Source organism: Nocardioides baekrokdamisoli (assembly GCF_003945325.1).
Taxonomy (GTDB): domain Bacteria; phylum Actinomycetota; class Actinomycetes; order Propionibacteriales; family Nocardioidaceae; genus Nocardioides; species Nocardioides baekrokdamisoli.
In genome coordinates this window covers 540,649-554,186 of record NZ_AP019307.1, presented here as the reverse complement: position 1 = coordinate 554,186, position 13,538 = coordinate 540,649, and the positions used below count along the sequence as shown (strand labels likewise).

The 13,538-nt window shown below is 66.8% G+C and carries 14 protein-coding genes and 1 riboswitch; of the genes, 8 read left to right on the top strand and 6 right to left on the bottom strand.

Translation table 11 applies throughout. The features are described 5' to 3' along the window. Positions 1 to 58 precede the first annotated feature (58 nt). The gene (locus tag KCTC_RS02580) at positions 59 to 2,146 is read left to right on the top strand and encodes a DNA gyrase/topoisomerase IV subunit B (protein WP_125566486.1); all 2,088 of its coding nucleotides are present in this window, start codon (positions 59 to 61) and stop codon (positions 2,144 to 2,146) included. Between the two features lie 176 nt (positions 2,147 to 2,322). Further along, positions 2,323 to 3,048, top strand: a complete 726-nt coding sequence (locus tag KCTC_RS02575; protein WP_164512444.1) for a DUF4184 family protein — start codon at positions 2,323 to 2,325, stop codon at positions 3,046 to 3,048. Positions 3,049 to 3,089: 41 nt separating this feature from the next. Here the strand turns inward: KCTC_RS02575 and KCTC_RS02570 are convergent, their stop codons facing one another. From KCTC_RS02570 to KCTC_RS02555, 4 genes are all read right to left on the bottom strand, one after another. After that, positions 3,090 to 4,001, bottom strand: coding sequence for a hypothetical protein (locus KCTC_RS02570; protein WP_125566482.1), 912 nt, complete (start codon positions 3,999 to 4,001; stop codon positions 3,090 to 3,092). Positions 4,002 to 4,148: 147 nt separating this feature from the next. Continuing rightward, the gene (locus KCTC_RS02565; RefSeq protein ID WP_125566480.1) at positions 4,149 to 4,421 is read right to left on the bottom strand and encodes a hypothetical protein; all 273 of its coding nucleotides are present in this window, start codon (positions 4,419 to 4,421) and stop codon (positions 4,149 to 4,151) included. A gap of 139 nt (positions 4,422 to 4,560) precedes the next feature. Then, on the bottom strand, positions 4,561 to 5,247 hold the full coding sequence (locus KCTC_RS02560; RefSeq protein ID WP_125566478.1) for an SRPBCC family protein: 687 nt from the start codon (positions 5,245 to 5,247) through the stop codon (positions 4,561 to 4,563). Positions 5,248 to 5,371: 124 nt separating this feature from the next. Then, entirely contained in the window at positions 5,372 to 5,716 is a 345-nt protein-coding gene (locus KCTC_RS02555; protein ID WP_125566476.1) for a hypothetical protein, read from the bottom strand. A gap of 169 nt (positions 5,717 to 5,885) precedes the next feature. Here KCTC_RS02555 and KCTC_RS02550 point away from each other — a divergent pair, with 169 nt between their 5' ends. Further along, complete coding sequence (locus KCTC_RS02550) at positions 5,886 to 6,203, top strand: hypothetical protein (RefSeq protein ID WP_125566474.1); 318 nt, start codon at positions 5,886 to 5,888, stop codon at positions 6,201 to 6,203. A gap of 56 nt (positions 6,204 to 6,259) precedes the next feature. Beyond that, complete coding sequence (locus KCTC_RS02545; RefSeq protein WP_125566472.1) at positions 6,260 to 6,715, top strand: hypothetical protein; 456 nt, start codon at positions 6,260 to 6,262, stop codon at positions 6,713 to 6,715. A 142-nt stretch (positions 6,716 to 6,857) separates the two neighbouring features. On the opposite strand, the gene KCTC_RS02540 is transcribed toward KCTC_RS02545, so the two are convergent. Together KCTC_RS02540 and KCTC_RS02530 are read right to left on the bottom strand one after the other, a co-directional pair. Beyond that, positions 6,858 to 7,214, bottom strand: a complete 357-nt coding sequence (locus KCTC_RS02540) for a hypothetical protein (RefSeq protein ID WP_125566470.1) — start codon at positions 7,212 to 7,214, stop codon at positions 6,858 to 6,860. 484 nt (positions 7,215 to 7,698) lie between these two features. Beyond that, positions 7,699 to 9,345 (bottom strand): ABC-F family ATP-binding cassette domain-containing protein, encoded by a 1,647-nt coding sequence (locus tag KCTC_RS02530; protein ID WP_125566466.1) that lies wholly within the window; start codon positions 9,343 to 9,345, stop codon positions 7,699 to 7,701. Between the two features lie 52 nt (positions 9,346 to 9,397). After that, a riboswitch (cobalamin riboswitch) is annotated at positions 9,398 to 9,606 on the top strand. 145 nt (positions 9,607 to 9,751) lie between these two features. On the opposite strand from KCTC_RS02530, the gene KCTC_RS02525 reads away from it, so the two are divergent. The 4 genes from KCTC_RS02525 to KCTC_RS02510 are packed head-to-tail and all read left to right on the top strand — an operon-like array spanning position 9,752 to position 13,537. Then, on the top strand, positions 9,752 to 10,555 hold the full coding sequence (locus KCTC_RS02525) for a nitrite reductase (protein ID WP_231998803.1): 804 nt from the start codon (positions 9,752 to 9,754) through the stop codon (positions 10,553 to 10,555). Next, on the top strand, positions 10,552 to 11,223 hold the full coding sequence (locus KCTC_RS02520; RefSeq protein WP_125566462.1) for a precorrin-8X methylmutase: 672 nt from the start codon (positions 10,552 to 10,554) through the stop codon (positions 11,221 to 11,223). Before KCTC_RS02525 ends, KCTC_RS02520 begins: the two co-directional genes overlap by 4 nt. Further along, positions 11,220 to 12,776, top strand: coding sequence for a precorrin-3B C(17)-methyltransferase (gene cobJ / locus KCTC_RS02515; protein WP_125566460.1), 1,557 nt, complete (start codon positions 11,220 to 11,222; stop codon positions 12,774 to 12,776). Before KCTC_RS02520 ends, cobJ begins: the two co-directional genes overlap by 4 nt. Further along, positions 12,773 to 13,537, top strand: coding sequence for a cobalt-precorrin-4/precorrin-4 C(11)-methyltransferase (locus KCTC_RS02510; RefSeq protein WP_125566458.1), 765 nt, complete (start codon positions 12,773 to 12,775; stop codon positions 13,535 to 13,537). The genes cobJ and KCTC_RS02510 overlap by 4 nt, the downstream gene beginning before the upstream one ends. Position 13,538 lies beyond the last annotated feature (1 nt).

The window sequence follows — 13,538 nt, the reverse complement described above, 5'->3', positions numbered from 1 at the left end:
ACTGGAGGTTCGGCGTGTCGCGGGTAGGTTCGGGCCTGCAGCGCACGTCTGACCAGCGCTGCGGCACGTTTGGAGAGCAGTCATCAGCGACAACACGTACAACGCAGCACACCTCCTGGTTCTCGAGGGCCTGGAGGCCGTACGCAAGCGTCCCGGCATGTACATCGGCTCGACCGACACCCGCGGACTGATGCACTGCCTGTGGGAGATCATCGACAACGGCGTGGACGAGGCCCTGGCCGGTGCCGCGCACAGCGTGTCGGTGACGCTGCACAAGGACGGCTCCGTCGAGGTGTACGACGACGGTCGCGGCATCCCGATCGACAAGGAACCCAAGACCGGTCTGACCGGTGTCGAGGTCGTGGCGACCAAGCTGCACGCCGGTGGCAAGTTCGGCGGCTCCTCCTACGCTGCCACCGGTGGTCTGCACGGTGTGGGCCTGTCGGTGGTGAACGCGCTGTCGAGCCGGATGGACATCGATGTCGACCGTTCGCCGGCGCGGCAGGGGATCAGCTTCAAGCGCGGCGTCGCCGGTGTGTTCGCCGGCGAAGGCCCGGCCGCTGGGTTCACGCCCGGATCGGGGCTCTCGCGCAAGGGTGCCCGGGTCGCGAAGGCGAAGACCGGCACGCTGATCCGGTTCTGGCCGGACAAGCAGATCTTCACCAAGGACGCCGACTTCGTCCTGGACGGTCTGGTGGGCCGTGCCCGGCAGACCTCGTTCATCGTCCCGGGGCTGGAACTCGTCATCCGCGACGAGCGTTCCGCGGAAGCCACGGAGGAGCGCTTCAAACACGACGGTGGCATCGCCGAGTTCGTCGACTTCCTGACCCACGACGAACCGGTCACCTCGATCCTGCGCCTGCAGGGCTCCGACACGTTCACCGAGACCGTGCCGATGCTCGACGAGCAGGGCCACATGACTCCGCAGGACGTCGAGCGCGAACTGTTCGTCGACGTCGCCCTGCGGTGGGGGATGGGCTACGACACCGAGATCAAGTCGTTCGTCAACGTGATCGCCACCCCGAAGGGCGGCACCCACGTGAGCGGCTTCGAGGGTGCTCTGACGCGTACATTCAACGACTGCATGAAGGCGAGCCGCGTACTCAAGGCCAACGACGACGACGTGATCAAGGACGACGTCCTCGAGGGCCTCACGGCCGTGGTGACCGTACGTCTGGCGGAACCGCAGTTCGAGGGTCAGACCAAGGAGATCCTCGGCACGCCGGCGGCGCGTACGGTCGTGCGCAAGGTCGTCGCCGCCGAACTGAAGAAGTTCCTCACCTCCACCAAGGCCGCCGAGAAGGCGCAGGCCAAGTTGGTGATGGACAAGGTGTACGGCGCGGCCAGGACCCGGCTCACCCTGCGTCAGCAGAAGGAGACCCAGCGGCGCAAGAATGCGCTCGAGTCGTCCTCGCTGCCGGCGAAGCTCGCCGATTGTCGTGCCAACGACAACGAGCGCACCGAACTCTTCATCGTCGAGGGTGACTCGGCGCTCGGCACCGCGAAGATGGCACGCAACTCGGAGTTCCAGGCCCTCCTGCCCATCCGCGGCAAGATCCTCAACGTCCAGAAGGCCTCGGTCGGCGACATGTTGAAGAACACCGAGTGCGCCTCGATCATCCAGGTGGTCGGTGCCGGATCGGGGCGTACGTTCGACCTCGACGCGGCCCGCTACGGCCGGATCATCTTCATGGCTGACGCCGACTCCGACGGCGCCCACATTCGTACGCTGCTGGCGACGCTGTTCTTCAAATACATGCCCGAGATGGTCAAGGCCGGCCGGGTCTACAGCGCCGTGCCACCGCTGCACCGGATCGAGTTGTCCAACCCCAAGAAGGGGATGGACAAGTACGTCTACACCTACTCCGACGACCAGTTGCAGCGGACGTTGGCCGATCTGAAGAAGCGCAACGTGAACTGGAAGGACCCGGTGCAGCGCTACAAGGGTCTCGGCGAGATGGACGCTGACCAGTTGGCCGAGACCACCATGGACCCGCGCCACCGGACACTGCGCCGACTCACGGTCGACGACGTTGAGGCGGCGGCGCAGGTCTTCGAACTGTTGATGGGCAACGACGTCGCGCCGCGCAAGGAGTTCATCGTGGCGGGCGCGTACGAGGTGGACGCGAGCGCGCTGGACGCGTGAGCGTGCTGCCGCGCTGCTGTAGGCCGGCCGCGCGTACCCACAGGTACACCGAAGTGGACAGTGCAGCGGTCGCGCACGCTTCAGCCTGTGGGCTCAGGCTGACTTCGGTGTATCGACAGGTACGCGGACGTGCGGAAGGCCGGGCAGACGCCGTCGGCTGGTGGCACCATGGGCCGGTGCCGTTCACCCTCAGCCACCCCGCTGCCGTCCTGCCCTTGCGATGGCTCGGCGTGCCGATGTCGGCGCTCGTTGCGGGGTCGATGTCGCCGGACTGGCCGGTCTTTATCGGGGCCTGGGGTGCGTACCACTTCACGCACAGCTGGGCCGGTGTCTTCCTTCTTGACTGGGTGGTTGCTGTGGCCGCGGTCGCAGTGTGGTTCGCGTGGCTCCGGTCTCCGCTGGTCGACCTGTCGCCGGACTTCGTACGGCGACGGTTGGCGCCGACCGTCACGATCAGCCGACGCGGTTGGTTGCTGATGCCGCTGGGCGCCGTCGTCGGATCGGCGATCCATCTCCTGTGGGACGAGTTGGTCCATCCGGATGCGTGGGGTGCGAGCCACATTCGTTGGATCGGCGAGATGCACGGAGGTGTTGCCGGGACGACCTGGGCACAGGCGGTTTCCGATGTCGTCGGTCTCGCTGTCGTGTTGGTGTGGCTGGTGGTGCACATCGCTCGTCAGTCGGCGGGTGCCAGCTCGCCGCGGGTGTTGCGTGGGGACGTCGCACCGTGGGTCCTTGCGTTGGCAGGAGCCGTGGCAGTTGCCGCGACCGTCACCCAGTCATCCGGCGGCTTGGTGAACCTGGCGTTCCATCTCGCGGTGAACGGTGTGGCCGCAGCCTGTGCGTTCGGGGTTGCTGTGATCGTCGCTTGGCAGGTTGCTTCGCGGGCCAGGTCCAGGTGACGTCCTAGCACCAGCGCGAGGCTTGATCCGACGTCGGGGCCTCACGAAGCGGGCGTGCCTGTGAGCTTGCTGACGAGGGTGCTGAACTCGGCCGCGTCACGAAGTGCGGGTTCAAGCGCGGTCCCGTTGGCTGCGACCGTCCAGACGGGCTCACAGGACGGGGACATCGTCGCCACGACCTGGCGGGTGCGGCTGATGAAGGTCACCTGATACTCGGTCGGATGCAGTTGCACCGGGCAGCTGTGCCCGAGCGCATGGGTCCCGGACAAGGCGTCGTACGCGTGCCGCAGTTGGGCAATGGCGGCGGGGTCGGTGACCGCGACGGTGACGATGTGCTTGTGCGCATCGCGTAGGGCCTCGATCCGGACAGCTGCAACGTCGCTCGGGGTGTACGACGCCGCCGGCCGCGCGGGCCGCCATGAACTCAGGACGGTGATGCGTACGCCCATCTGCGCGCCGACTGGCGCGACTTCGATGATGGCCGCCGAATCGCGCGCGCTGCTGGTCGCTGCGCCGGAGTAGAAGACATCGTCGGACTGGCTCCTGTCGCTGTTCATGCTGCCCCCGATGGCGTGTGGGTCGGAGGTCATCCCGGCTGGCGGGTTGAGCGTGTACCAGTCCGCCAACGAATGCGTGGTAGTGGCCGGGACCAGCCAGAACCCGGTTGCCGTCTCCGATCGGTCGAGCCCGCTCAGCGTGATCGTGGACTGAACAAGGGGCGGGACCTTGGAGCCGGGGACACGGTGGCTCCCTGCCGGTTGCGGCATCGATGCCAGGAGCCGGGTCGCTTCGTGCTGGGCAACCTCTTCGCTGTGCTGGTCCTGGGCTAGGACACGTGCAGCGTCAGCGCGGAGATCCGGGGCGGCGGAATCTGCGGTGGACGGCGATTCCTGAACGGTCGGTGTTCCCGCAGGCGTCGCGGCGGAACAGCCGGTCAGCGACACAGCAGTCATGACCGCGGCGATTCTGATGCGCATCGTTCACTCCGTTCTTCCACATGTAGACGCGACCACGGTTGCGTTGGTTCCCAGCGTGCGCCGGCGTCTGTGTGATGGTTCGCCCTTCTGCTCCAGATGTCCTCCGCGCGGCAAGTCAGTGCGCTAGCCACCAGACTCGATCAGCGTCCATCCTCGGAAGGCGAAGACGCGACGCAGCCGGTTGAGTAGTTCTCCCTCGGGTAGCAGCGGACTGCGGGGGATCGCTTCTGTGTCGACAACGATCTCGGTCCACTTGGTCATCGGCTCGATGAAGATGTGGTGGATCCCAGACTCGTCTCGGTACTGGAGATCGTTTCGTCCGACAATGCGCACCGCGTAGCCCTCAGAAGAGCTGGCCCAACCCCGCCAATTTGTCCTGAAGATCTCGGTGGCCATGATCGCGACGATAGTGGCTGGCAAACGCGGTGATCTCGGCCCGACTCGCGGCAGATCAGTCGTTTGAGCAACCCAGAAGCGGTGCTCACGGGAGACGCGAAGGCTACGGCCGGCCCGCTCGCAGGGGCGGCGCTGGCCTTCACGGCCCGTCGTTGAGGGATCGAGCCAGGCGCTCCACGTTGTGGCGGCAATGAGAACGGTGCGTCTCCGCTTCCTTTTCGATCATCTTTCGGGTTTCGCGTGAGGGGACCGCTCGGAACTTGAAGTGTTCGCCGATCGTCACCCGGCAGGAATCGGCGTCGACAGGCTCAACGCGGTAGTCCGTCCACTGCTCTGTGGCCCATTTGTGAAGCACCAGTGGTCGCGTCCGGGCGAACTGGCCCGGGTCATACTCAATGACTTCTACCGCTGAGATCGAAAGGGTCGATTCAACGCGTTTGAGGAAGACCTGCACCTCGCCGGGACCAACGGGGGTGGAAGGCATCCGCATCGTGTCGGTAACGGAGTCGTCGGCCGCCGAGGCGAAGGTCGGATCATGCAAGACCGCCCACGCCTGCTGAGCAGAACAGTTCAGAACCCTCGAGTCGGACACGTCGACATCGATCAGTTCGGGGTTCGCTGCCTTCTCTCGGGCGCGGCGACACAGGGCGCGGATGACGAACGCGTTTACGAAGAGGAACACGAAGGCTGCCTCGGCGATGGCGGATGCCTGCCGACTCCAGCCGTATTCATGTGTCCTGAAATAAAGGACTCCAGCCGGCACGCTGATGGCCAGACCGGCCAAGATGCCGATCAGATCTCGCCGCCGGGCAGGCGTAAGTTTCATGACCGCACCCTATTCGGAGTCAGGACGAACCCCAGGCGACGCCCTTATCTCGACAGACTCTTGCACGGTTGGCGGCAGATCCGGACGTGTGGATCTCGACACACGCGCAGAGCTTTGGCGCGAGCTAGTGGTTATTGCCGAGGTTGTTGATCTGCTGCTGGGTGATCTGTTGTTGGATCATTTGCTGTTGCAAGGCGATCTGCTGTTGTTGCTGGGCCTGCTGCTGAAGCGCCAACGTGTTCTGAGTGATGCTTGCCTGAATGCGGCGCGTATTTCGGTCGGCTTGCTGCATTGCGCTGCGCTGCTGCCGCCATAGAGCCAAGCCAGCAGGATCGCCGGCAAAGATGCGTTCGGCGTCCGCCTGAGCCTCGGCTTCCCGTCGTCGCTGGGCCGGGATCTGGATCGCCGCCAACACCATCACCGGCACGAGGCAGATTCCGAGCAAGGCAAAGAACGCTGTTGACGACATGGTGTTCCTCATCTCCGTGGGCCAGAACCATGATGCGGCCTACAGGCGTAGTGCGCCATGGGCGACAAGGTTGATTCGCTGGACTCACCCAGCCGATTCGGACGTCCGGATCTCGACAGGGTCGCGGCAGATGAGTGCGCCGCTCGGCCGAGTGCCGGAGGATATCCACGTGAGTGATGAACAGGTGGAGCTGCCGCCGGGCGTTGACCACCGGCTATGGATTCGCACCTCCGAATGCGAGTCGCCTGACTACCTCTTTGGCAATCCGCACACATTCCGTGGGCGCATGCATGCCTACTGCCCCCACGGCGACCTGAACTTCGCGGTTTCGATGTGCGAGGTAACTGAGTCGTCAATCGAGGCGAAGTACTGGATCGCAGGATACCTACACGGGAGCGAGTTGAGACGGCCGAAGGAAGGCCCTGCAGACGACGCCTGGAAGGCCGATCGGGATGCCTTTCATGTGACCGGAGATTGGCCGCACTAGCCGCCCAATCGCGGCAGAACAGGACACCTGTACATCTATTCGCTACGGTCGATGCTGTGGGCGAGCGGGTGGTTGCGAGTGGCATTAACATCGAATGGCACCCCAACGTGCCCGACGCCGTAATGGTCAGCAACGATTTTGGTGTGACGGCGCTCGCGGTTGCCGCGCACCCGAGCGATTCCGATGAACGAAACGTGGTCCTCCTCTGGCGTGGCGTCGCCTACTCAACGTTCGGGGCACCCAATGACGAAGCGCTCGCCGGGCACCCGCTGTGGGATGCCGGCCTAAGAGCCGTCCTGTGGCTCGGGTTGGTTCAGGACAGCTCTCGAATTCACGCCCTCGCAGCACAGAACGCTGTCCATTCGAGGCACGATCCAGGGCGATACGACCTTCTGGAGCATTACATCGCGCCACTCAAGGAGTGCCTGATCGAGGTCGTTGCCCGATCCGTCGAAGTCAGTCGCCACGGCGGGTCGACACTCGACGCTGCAACGACGGCGCTCTCACGATAGCGGGTTCGCTGCGGCAGATCCGGCTACTTGGGATCCGGTCCATACGACACAGATTGTTGCGCTCGACGCTGGCCGAGGAGCGGAAGCAGAGCGACGCTAACGGCCACGTTAGTTGCGGCAGATCCGGATACATCCCTGACTCTTACGCTCGGCGTGCGCCGACCCAGGCCTCGATGAGGCCAGAGATTTCGCTCGCGCGGTCCCGTGTGAAGGACGCTTCGCGAGCGTCGTCTGCGGGCAGCCCGTAAAGCCGCTTGAGCTGGAAGACTGGATCGGTATTGGACTCGGGTGTCCCGAGATGTGCCAGGCCCCATGTCCTGAAGTCGCCTACGGCCTCCTCGTGGATTGCGTGGAGGTGGCCGGACCAGAACGCGTCGGCCGTGACCCAGTCAAAGTCGGCGATCCACATCCCGGGACGCGACCGGATTCCTGCGCACAGCGCCAACGTGCGGTCGGCCTGGGCGCCGGTCAGCGTTATCTCACTCATGCCGAACATCATGCAGATGGCTAACGCACTGCGCCTTCATAGCCGCAGATTCGCGGCAGATTCGGGCGTTTGCCGCCGGCGCCAAGGGAACCCGTGCCGGTCCGACGCCAGGTCACTTCTGCACGGGTCGGCGCAACCAGGCAATAACGAGCCAGGTCATCAGCACGGCAACAGCAAGGCAGCCGACGCACCACCCGGCCGATCGCCAGCGGGAGAGGTGGGCTTGAAGGTAGTGCGTGCCCGCGAGGGCATTGAGCGCGTAGCCGCCAGCGGCCCACCATGAGACTCCCGCAAAGATCGGAGGGATCAGAGCGTTGCGGCTGGCCGACCAAAGCGATGGCCGCGGACGCTCCCGCCAGCGAGGCTTGGCGTCGTTCACATGCTGCATCCGGGGTCGATACAGGTCATCACGCACGGCGCCATTATCCCCAACCGACGGCGCGCTGATCTCGGCAGAATAGGAAGCATCCGCACTATTCCGTTCGCGCTGCTCCAGTCAGCTCTCACTCACCCGCCCGGCATCTACCTGCAGGTGTCGAGTGGTGCGTACGGCCTCCAGCATCCGTCGGTCGTGGGTGACCAGGAGCAGGGTGCCGGGGTAGGTGGCGAGGGCCTGTTCGAGTTGTTCGATCGCCGGCAGGTCGAGGTGGTTGGTTGGTTCGTCGAGGACCAGCAGGTTGACCCCGGAGGCTTGGAGGAGCGCGAGTCCGGCACGGGTCCGTTCACCGGGGGAGAGAGTCTGGGTCGGCCGGGTCACATGGTCGGACTTGAGGCCGTACTTGGCGAGCAGCGTGCGGATGTCCTCCGGTGCCAGCGTCGGCGCATGCGCTGAGAAGGCGTCGAGGATCGAGCTGGTCTGCTCGAAGCGGCGCCGTGCCTGATCAACCTCCCCGACGACCACTCCCGGGCCGAGGTACGCCTCGCCGGAGTCCAGGGGGAGTCGGCCGAGGAGCGCTCCGAGCAAGGTGGACTTGCCTGCGCCGTTCGGGCCGGTGATCGCAACCTTCTCCGCCCACCCGATCTCCAACGAGAGCGGACCGAGGGCGAAGTCGCCGCGGCGTACGACGGCGTCTGTCAGTGCCGCGCTCACCGCGCCAGATCGGGGAGCGGCGGCGATCTCCATCCGCAGCTCCCATTCCTTGCGCGGTTCCTCGACAGCGTTGCGTTCCAACCGCTCGATCGCCCGCTCGCTCTGGCGTACCTTCGCGGCCTGCTTCTCGGCGGAGTCCGCGGCGAAGTTCTTCACGAACTTGTCCCGCTCGGTCGCCTGCTTGCGCCGCGCATTGCGTACGCCCTGCGTGGCCCAGTTGCGTTGCGTGGTCATGCGATTGCGCAGGTCAGAGACCTTGCCGGCGTACTCGTCGTACTCCTCGCGGGCGTGCTGGCGAGCGATCTCGCGCTCGTGCAGATACGCGTCGTAGCCACCGTCGTAGAAGCTGATCTGATGCTGGTGTGAGTCGAGTTCGAGGACGCTGGTGACCGTCCGGGAGAGGAACTCGCGATCGTGGCTGACGATGATCGTGCCCGCCCGCAGCGACGACACGAACTGCTCGAGCAGTTCCAGACCGGCCAGGTCGAGATCGTTGGTCGGCTCGTCCAGGAGGTAGAGGTCGTACCGGCTGAGGAGCAGCGAGGCGAGGCCGGCCCGTGCGGCTTGCCCTCCGGAGAGAGCGGTCATCGCGGTGTCGAGCGGCACCGTGAGGCCGACGTCCTTCATGGCGACCTCGGCCCGGTCCTCGAAGTCCGCGGCGCCCAACGCCAGCCAGCGCTCGAACGCCTCGGCGTACTCGTTGTCGGCCTCGGTCGTCCCGTCGGCGAGTCCTGCGGAGGCTGCCTCGTACCGCGCGGTCGCCGCGGCGACTCCGGTCCGTCGCTCCAGGAAGCCCGCGACGGTCTCGCCCACACGTCGCTCGTGCTCCTGTGGAAGGTAGCCGACCGTCGCAGACGCGGGCGCGAGCACGACGTCGCCTGCCTCGGGATCGAGCTCGCCGGCGAGGGTACGCAGGAGGGTGGACTTGCCGGCACCGTTCGGGCCGAGGAGGCCGATGACGTCGCCGGGCGCGACGACCAGGTCAAGGTCGTCGAAGAGTGCCTTTGCTCCGTGGCCGGCCGACAGATCCCGGGCCACCAACGTTGCGCTCACCGGCGTCATCATTCCGCAGCCGTTGCGGTCGGTTCCACCGCATAACCCGAGGGCGTACGCTGGGCGCGCCAGTCAAGCTCCTCCGGGAGCCAGGGAACCCGGTGACTGCTCGTCCGCGAGCACAGTCCGGGACTGACGCGCAGCGGTGTGGGTGACGGGCGGAGCACGATGCCACTGGTGGCGCTCAATGAGCGCGACTGGGAAGGCGTTCCGTCCCGAGTGATCCCGAGTCCGAAGACCTGCTGGCCCTTGCGGTGACCGCCGCCAGGTCGTTGAGGGCTCCGCGTACGGGTCCAGGCCGGAAGGACCGTCGTTGAACACCACGCCGCCGGACAGTGCCGTGCGTACGCGGGGTGACCTGTGTCCTGGTGTCTTCCGACCGTGGTCTGCCTCGGATGGGTTGCTGGTGCGTTTGCGCCTGGTTGGCGGCCGACTCTCCGGTGAGCAGCTGGACTCGCTGCTGGCTGTGTCCGAGCGCTTCGGCGACGGCGTCGTACACCTCACGGCGCGTGCGAACCTGCAGATCCGCGGTTTGCCGGGCTTCGGTTGCCTGCCGGCCGAGGTCGTCTCGGCGCTGGAGTCGACCGGACTGGTCCCGTCCCGCGATCACGAACTCGTCCGCAACATCATGGTGTCGCCGCAGACCGGGTACGCCGGGGGGCTGGCTGATCTGCGGCCGGTGGCGGCCGAACTCGATCGCCTGCTGGTCGGCGATCCTGCGCTCGGCGTCTTGCCCGGGCGGTTCCTCTTCGTCCTCGACGACGGGCGCGGGGATGTGGTCGCGACACGCGCCGACCTGGGTCTGGTGGCCCTCGATGCGGAACGGGCTCAGTTGCGGGTCGGTGACGACTGGGGCCCGGTCGTACCTCTGCCTGCTGCGCCTGCCGCGCTGGTGGCTCTGGCGTGTGGGTTTCTGGAAACCCGCGGCACTGGAGCCACCGCGGCCTGGCACGTACGCGAATTGCCTGACGAACTCCGGGTCTCGATGTGGCAGACGTCGGGTCTCGGCATGACGGATGCCGGGTCTCGGGGTGACGGATGCCGGGTCTCGGCGGGGCCGCTGCCGTACGGGCCGGTGGACGGCGGCGTTCATGTCGCGGTGCCAGATGGCGTCCTCACTCGTGCTGAGGCCGAGTCGCTGCTGGCCGGACCCGTCCTCATCGTGACCCCGTGGCGGGGGATCTTCGTACCATCCAAGGAGCAGTCATGACCGACTTCACGCCGCGACAGCCGCATCGACAGTTCGACTACGTCGACACCGGCGCGGCGATCTATGTCGATTCCTTCGCCACGATCCGGCGCGAAGCCGACCTGTCGCGGGTCCCGGCCGACGCGGAGAAGCTGGCCGTCCGGATGATCCACGGCAGCGGCCAGGTCGACCTCGCCGACGACCTGGTGATCCACCCGCAGATGGTCTCGGCGGCCCGGGCAGCACTCGAGGCCGGCGCACCGATGCTGTGCGACGCGACGATGGTCGCCACCGGCGTCACCCGGAGCCGGTTGCCGAAGGACAACGAGGTGCTCTGCTACCTCAACGACCTGCGCGTACCCGCGCTGGCGCAGGAGTGGGGGACGACGCGTACGGCTGCGGCCGTGTCCTTGTGGGAGCCCGTGCTGGACGGTGCGGTCGTGGCGATCGGCAACGCGCCGACGGCCCTCTTCCACTTGCTTGAGTTGATCGCAGATGGTGGCCCGCGACCGGCGGCGATCGTGGGCTGTCCGGTCGGCTTCATCGGTGCCGCCGAGTCGAAGGACGCGCTGGCGGCGTTCGCGACGACACACGGGATCGACATTCCGTTCGTGACCGTCCGCGGGCGCCGCGGCGGGTCGGCGATGACCTCCTCGGCACTCAACGCGCTTGCCCAGGAGATCGAGTGAGCAGCACAGCACCGGGTCGCTTCACCGTCGTCGGCATCGGACCCGGCGACCCCGAACTCATCACGCTCAAGGCGGCGCGGATCATCGGAGCCGCCGATGTGGTCGCGTTCCACGCGGGCGTACGCACCGAGTCGCATGCGCGTCGGATTGCGGCGGACGTGATCCCGACAGGCGTCGTCGAGGAGGAGCTGCGCTATCCGGTGACCACCGGATCGACCGAGCATCCCGGCGGCTACGTGGGGGCGATGACGGACTTCTACGAGTCCTGCGCACAGCGGTTGGCGGCGCACCTCGACGCGGGTCGCGACGTCGTCCTCCTCGCCGAGGGCGACCCGCTCTTCTACGGGTCGTCGATGTATCTCCACGACCGGTTCAAGGAGATCTACGAGACGTCCGTGGTGCCCGGTGTGACTGCGTTCGCGGCGGCCACCGCCGCCGTCTCGACGCCGCTGGTGCGCCAGACCGACGTCCTCACCGTGCTGCCCGGAACCCTCCCGGAGCCCGAGCTCGCCCGCCGCCTGGCCGACACTGACGGCGCCATCATCATGAAGCTCGGTCGGACGTTCCCGGCGGTACGCTCCGCGCTCGCCCAGGCGGGCCGACTCGAGGGCGCCTGGTACGTCGAACGTGCCTCCCAGACCGACGAGCGCTGGCTGCCCGTCACGGATGTGGACCCGGACTCGGTCCCGTACTTCTCGCTGATCGTGGTGCCCGGCGACTCCGGTCGTGAGGCGACCTCGGCGCGGATGCGTACGGATGCGACCGCGGCCGACGCGGCCAGCGCTGACGTGACTGATGTCCAGCAGCCGGCGGAGTTGCTGGTCGTCGGGCTCGGCCCGGGCCCGGACGCGTGGCTGACTCCCGAGGTCGCCGCAGCGCTGACAGAGGTGGACCACATCGTCGGTTACGCACCGTACGTCGCGCGGGTGCCGCAACGTGCGGGACTGACTCGTCACGCGTCGGGCAACACTGTCGAGGTGGACCGGGCGAAATTCGCGCTTGATCTTGCGCTCAGCGGGGAGCGGGTGGCCGTGGTGTCCGGCGGTGACGCCGGCGTCTTCGGGATGGCCTCGGCCGTCTTCGAGGCCGCTCAGGACCCCGCGTACGACGCGGTCGACATCCGAGTGCTTCCCGGTCTGTCGGCGGTCCAGGCAGTCGCCGCCAAGGCGGGTGCCCCGATTGGCGGCGACTTCGCGGTCGTCAATCTGTCCGACCGGTTGAAGCCGTGGTCGGTCCTCGAGGACCGACTCCGGGCGCTGGCCGAAGCTGACCTGGTGATCGCGCTTTACAACCCTGCGTCGAGGTCACGATCCGAACAGGTCGGCTGGGCCAAGGACGTGTTGCTGAAGGTGCACGAGCCGTCGACGGTAGTCGTTGTGGGCCGCGACGTCGGTCGCGCCGAGGAGAGCCTGACCGTGACGACGCTCGGCGATCTTGACCCTGCGTCGATCGACATGAAGTGCCTGATCATCGTCGGGTCGTCGGCCACTCGCGTCACCGCGACCGGGCGCGTCTGGACCCCTCGGCGTCACGATCTGGGCGCCATCCGATGACCGTTCACTTCGTCGGAGCCGGCCCGGGTGCGGCTGACCTGCTGACCGTCCGGGCGACAGATCTGCTCGCCGCCGCGGACGTCGTGCTCTATCCGGGGACGTACCTCGACGAGGCCGTGCTGTCGTACTGCCGACCCGGCGCCGAACTCATCGACACCCAGGACCTGACCCTCGAGGCGATGATCGACATCCAGGTGACGAACAGTCGCGCGGGTCGGGTGGTCGTACGGCTCACCTCCGGTGACCCGTCGTTGTACTCAGCACTCACCGAGCAGACCTCACGCCTCGACGCAGCAGGCGTGGGTTGGGATGTCTGCCCGGGCGTGCCCGCGTACGCCGCTGCTGCGGCCCTGGTCGGCGCTGAGCTGACCGTCCCGCTGGTGGCCCAGTCAGTTGTCCTGACGCGTACGCAGGCCCGGTCCACCGAGATGCCGTCGACCGAGTCGCTCCAGGCGTACGCCGCGACCAGGGCGACCTTGGTGCTGCATCTCGGGATCACCCGGATTCGCGACCTGATGGCTGACGTGGCGCCGTTCTACGGCGAGGACTGCCCCGTGGTCGTGGTCCACCGCGCGAGCCAACCGGGGGAGCAGGTGCTGCGCGGCACGGTCGGCACCATCGCCGAAGCTGTCGAGAGGGTCGGGCTCAAACAAGCCGCCATCATCCTGGTCGGCCGAGCGTTGGAGCGCGACGGCGGCGAGTCCTACCTGTACGCCGCAAGCCGCGACCGGAGGGCAAAGCGGGGCGAGTCCGAGTCGTAGG

Bases quoted from the DNA above. Each gene is read 5' to 3' on its own strand.
- KCTC_RS02570 (WP_125566482.1), bottom strand. From the start codon at position 4,001: ATGACTGCTGTGTCGCTGACCGGCTGTTCCGCCGCGACGCCTGCGGGA.
- KCTC_RS02565 (WP_125566480.1), bottom strand. From the start codon at position 4,421: ATGGCCACCGAGATCTTCAGGACAAATTGGCGGGGTTGGGCCAGCTCT.
- KCTC_RS02560 (WP_125566478.1), bottom strand. From the start codon at position 5,247: ATGAAACTTACGCCTGCCCGGCGGCGAGATCTGATCGGCATCTTGGCC.
- KCTC_RS02555 (WP_125566476.1), bottom strand. From the start codon at position 5,716: ATGTCGTCAACAGCGTTCTTTGCCTTGCTCGGAATCTGCCTCGTGCCG.
- KCTC_RS02540 (WP_125566470.1), bottom strand. From the start codon at position 7,214: ATGATGTTCGGCATGAGTGAGATAACGCTGACCGGCGCCCAGGCCGAC.
- KCTC_RS02520 (WP_125566462.1), top strand. From the start codon at position 10,552: ATGACCGACTTCACGCCGCGACAGCCGCATCGACAGTTCGACTACGTC.
- KCTC_RS02510 (WP_125566458.1), top strand. From the start codon at position 12,773: ATGACCGTTCACTTCGTCGGAGCCGGCCCGGGTGCGGCTGACCTGCTG.